The sequence below is a fragment of the Sphingomonas sp. genome (assembly GCF_013812825.1).
Lineage (GTDB): Bacteria > Pseudomonadota > Alphaproteobacteria > Sphingomonadales > Sphingomonadaceae > Sphingomicrobium.
Genome location: NZ_JACCSU010000072.1, coordinates 1 through 3,332, shown reverse-complemented (window position 1 = coordinate 3,332; position 3,332 = coordinate 1). Strand labels below are relative to the sequence as shown.

The 3,332-nt window shown below is 66.4% G+C and carries 3 protein-coding genes and 1 pseudogene; 1 reads left to right on the top strand and 3 read right to left on the bottom strand.

All coding sequences use genetic code 11. The features are described 5' to 3' along the window. The 3 genes from trpS to secB form a co-directional block, all read right to left on the bottom strand. On the bottom strand, nucleotides 1–821 hold an 821-nt coding region (trpS, locus tag H0T81_RS10300; protein WP_294012683.1), incomplete at its 3' end, for a tryptophan--tRNA ligase. A 14-nt stretch (nucleotides 822–835) separates the two neighbouring features. After that, nucleotides 836–2,398 (bottom strand): murein biosynthesis integral membrane protein MurJ, encoded by a 1,563-nt coding sequence (gene murJ / locus H0T81_RS10295; protein ID WP_294012681.1) that lies wholly within the window; start codon nucleotides 2,396–2,398, stop codon nucleotides 836–838. 11 nt (nucleotides 2,399–2,409) lie between these two features. Beyond that, nucleotides 2,410–3,012 (bottom strand): protein-export chaperone SecB, encoded by a 603-nt coding sequence (gene secB, locus H0T81_RS10290; protein WP_366474231.1) that lies wholly within the window; start codon nucleotides 3,010–3,012, stop codon nucleotides 2,410–2,412. 215 nt (nucleotides 3,013–3,227) lie between these two features. Between secB and H0T81_RS10285 the strand changes: the two are divergent. Further along, nucleotides 3,228–3,332 (top strand): annotated as a pseudogene (locus H0T81_RS10285) (Tim44 domain-containing protein); the annotation flags it as partial.

Genomic DNA, 3,332 nt, shown 5'->3' with positions numbered 1-3,332 from the left:
GGCTTGAACGCTCCGAACCCCTGGCCGGAAAAGCGAGCGAGCACCTGCTCGACGCTTTCGCCGGTCGCCGCGGCGTAGATTCCGACGAGGTTGCGGGCTTCGGCCCGCGGCTCGAGCAGCGCCGGGTCGTCGGGCAGCGGCTCCGGGTCGGTCTTCGCTTTGCGCACCTTCTGGGCAATCGAATCGTCGCTGTCGCCAAGGTTGATTCGGCTCATGTCCGACGCGTCGGACTTGGACATTTTGGCGGTGCCGTCGCGAAGGCTCATCACCCGGGCAGCAATGCCGCCGCCGATGAAGGGCTCGGGCGGGACGAACAGCTCGACGTCGAAGTCGGTGTTGAACTTGATGGCGATGTCGCGGGCCAGCTCGATATGCTGCTTCTGGTCGTCGCCGACCGGCACGTGGGTCGCCCGGTAGAGCAGGATGTCCGCCGCCTGCAGCACCGGGTAGGCGAACAGCCCGACGCTGGCGCCCTCGCGGCTCTTGCCGGACTTTTCCTTGAACTGGGTCATCCGGTTGAGCCAGCCCATCCGCGCTGTGCAGCCAAGCAGCCAGGCGAGCTCGGCGTGGGCCGGCACCGCGCTGTGCGCGAACAGGATCGACTTGTTCGCGTCGATGCCGCTGGCGATCAGCGCCGCCGCCATTTCGCGGGTGCTCGAGCGAAGCTGCTGCGGCTCGACGTCGATGGTCAGCGCATGCAGGTCGGCGAGAAAGAACAGGCACTCGGCCTCGTCCTGCATCCGCACCCAGCGCAGGATCGCCCCGAGCAGATTGCCGAGGTGCAGCCCGCCGGTCGGCTGGATGCCGGAAACAACGCGCATCGCGGTTTCGCTGCTCATGCGGCCACCTTCTTGCGCCTCAGCAGCACCAAAACGTCTTCCCTGTCCATGCCGCCCGTGATCCAGGCGAGCGTGAAATAGACCAGCGAGCCGGCGCCGATCAGCGCCACCGTGCCGACCAGCCGCTCGCCCACGGAGCCGCCGAAATAGGCGGCCAGCAACCGCCCGACGAGCCAGATTGTGGCGCCCATGGCCAAGGCGGCGATCAGCTGCTTGCCGAGCCTCTCGCCAAGCCAGCCCTCGATCCGGAAATGGCCGCGCTTCGCCAGCAGGACATACAGCGCTCCCGCGTTGAGCCAGGCGGCCGCGGACGTTGCCAGCGGGAGGATGGCGATGCCGATGTCGTCGATCCAGATGAAGTTGGCGATGACCCCGAGCGCCAGGGTGACCAGCATGATCACGACCGGCGTCTTCATGTCCTTGCGCGCGTAGAAGCCGGGCGCGAGCACCTTGATCATGACGTAGGCGGGCAGCCCGGTGACGAGGATCGACAGCACCAGGGCGGAGGTCGCCGCGTCCGACGCGGTGAATCGTCCGCCTTCGAACAACACGGTCATGATCGGACCGGCAGCGACCATCAGGGCGATGGTCGCCGGGATCGCCAGCAACATCGCCAGCTCGGTCGCGCGGCCCTGGATGTTGGCCGCCTGCCGCTCCTCGCCCATCCCGATGTGGCGGCTGATCGCCGGCAGGATGGCGGTGCCGATCGCCGAGCCGACCAGCGCCAGCGGTAGCTGGTTCAGTCGATCGGCCTGGCTCAGGTAGACGAAACTGCCTTCGGGCAGCCGGGTGGCGAAATAGGCGTAGAACAGCTGGCTGACATAGTAACCGCCGGCGCCGATCGTTGCCGGCAGGATCAGGATCAGCAGCTCTTTTACCCGCGGAGTCATGCGGGGCGGACGCAGCTTGAGCTTCAGTCCAGCGCGGCGCGTTGCGACAATGCACAAGGCGAGCTGAAGCACGCCGCCCACCAGGACCGCCCAGGCCATGGCCACCGCGGTCGTGGTTCCGCCTTCGGGAACGAGCAGGAGGGCTGCGAGCAGAGCGACGTTGAGCAGCGCCGGAGCGAAGGCCGCGGCGACGAACCGGGACAGCGAGTTCAGGATCCCGCTGAACAACGACACCATGCTGATGAAAATCAGGTACGGAAAGGTGATCTGCGTCAGGTAGACGGTAAAGGCGAACTTTTCCGGGTCATCGGTCCACCGGTCGCTCGCGACCGCGATCACCACCGCGGGCATGGCGATGATGAACAAAACGGTGATGATGATGAGGGCCGGCAGGAAGACCGCCTGCACCTCCTCGGCGAACCGCTTCGCGTCCTCGAGGTCGCCCTCCTTGCCGATGCGCCGGGCGAACAAGGGCACGAACCCCTGGCTGAACGCGCCTTCGCCGAGCAGCCGCCGGAGCAGGTTCGGCAGCTGGAACGCCCAGATGAACACTTCCGCAGCGGCGGACGCGCCCATCACTCGGGCAAAGATCATCTCGCGAGCGAAGCCGAGGATGCGGCTGACCATAGTGAGGCCGCCGATCGTCCCGCCCGCCTTGAGGAGGTTCATGGGGCTGGTCGTCAGCCCTGCGGCTTCTCGCCGGACGCATCCGCCGGCTCGGTTTCATTGCCCGATCCTTCGCCGGGCTCAGCGTCCGAGCCGCTGCTTCCTTGGCCCTCGTCGCCGCCATTGCCGCCGGTGCCGTCCTCGCCCGGCTGCGTCGCCTGGAGCTGGGCCATGTAGGCCGCGCCGAAATCGATCGGGTCGAGCATCAGCGGCGGAAATCCGGTGTTCTGCGAGCAATCGGCGATGATCTGTCGAGCGAACGGGAACAGCAGCCGCGGCGCCTCGATCAGCAGGAACGGCGGCAACGCTTCCTCGGGCAGGTTGCGGATTCCGTAGACGCCCGCGTAGCTCAGATCGATCAGGAAGTGGACGCCCTGATCCGACCGCGCCGCGACCTCGATCTTGAGCACCACCTCGTGGACCTCGTCGGCGACCTTGTCGACGTTGATGTTGAACTGGACGTCGAGCTGGGGCTGGGCCTGCCATTGGAAGGCCTGCGGCGAGCTCGGGCTCTCGACCGACAAGTCCTTGATATATTGCGCGATGGTCATGACCTGCGGCTCGCCGTCCGGGTCCCCTGAGCCGTTTCCGCGATTGATCGGGTCCTGATCGGCCATGCTGCACTGTCCTTGCGCTTAATTGTGGGTTGCCCGCGGACCCGCAAACGGGGGCGGCGCGTTGCGGGGGCGACTAGCAGCCGCTGAAATGGGGCGCAATGGCGACTGGGCGTTGCGCGCCGGATGGACTAACGACCCTCGAAACTGGCATTCTTTGAAACTGGCGGAAGCGCGCATTATGTTGCAAGCCGCATAGCCAAGGACCGGAAACCCGCTTGACCGTCATCATCATCCTCGCCCTGGTGGCCCTGTTCATCGGCCTGCGCCTGTACGCCGTGCTGGGGGAGCGCACGGGCCACGAGCAACAGCCGATCCTCAAG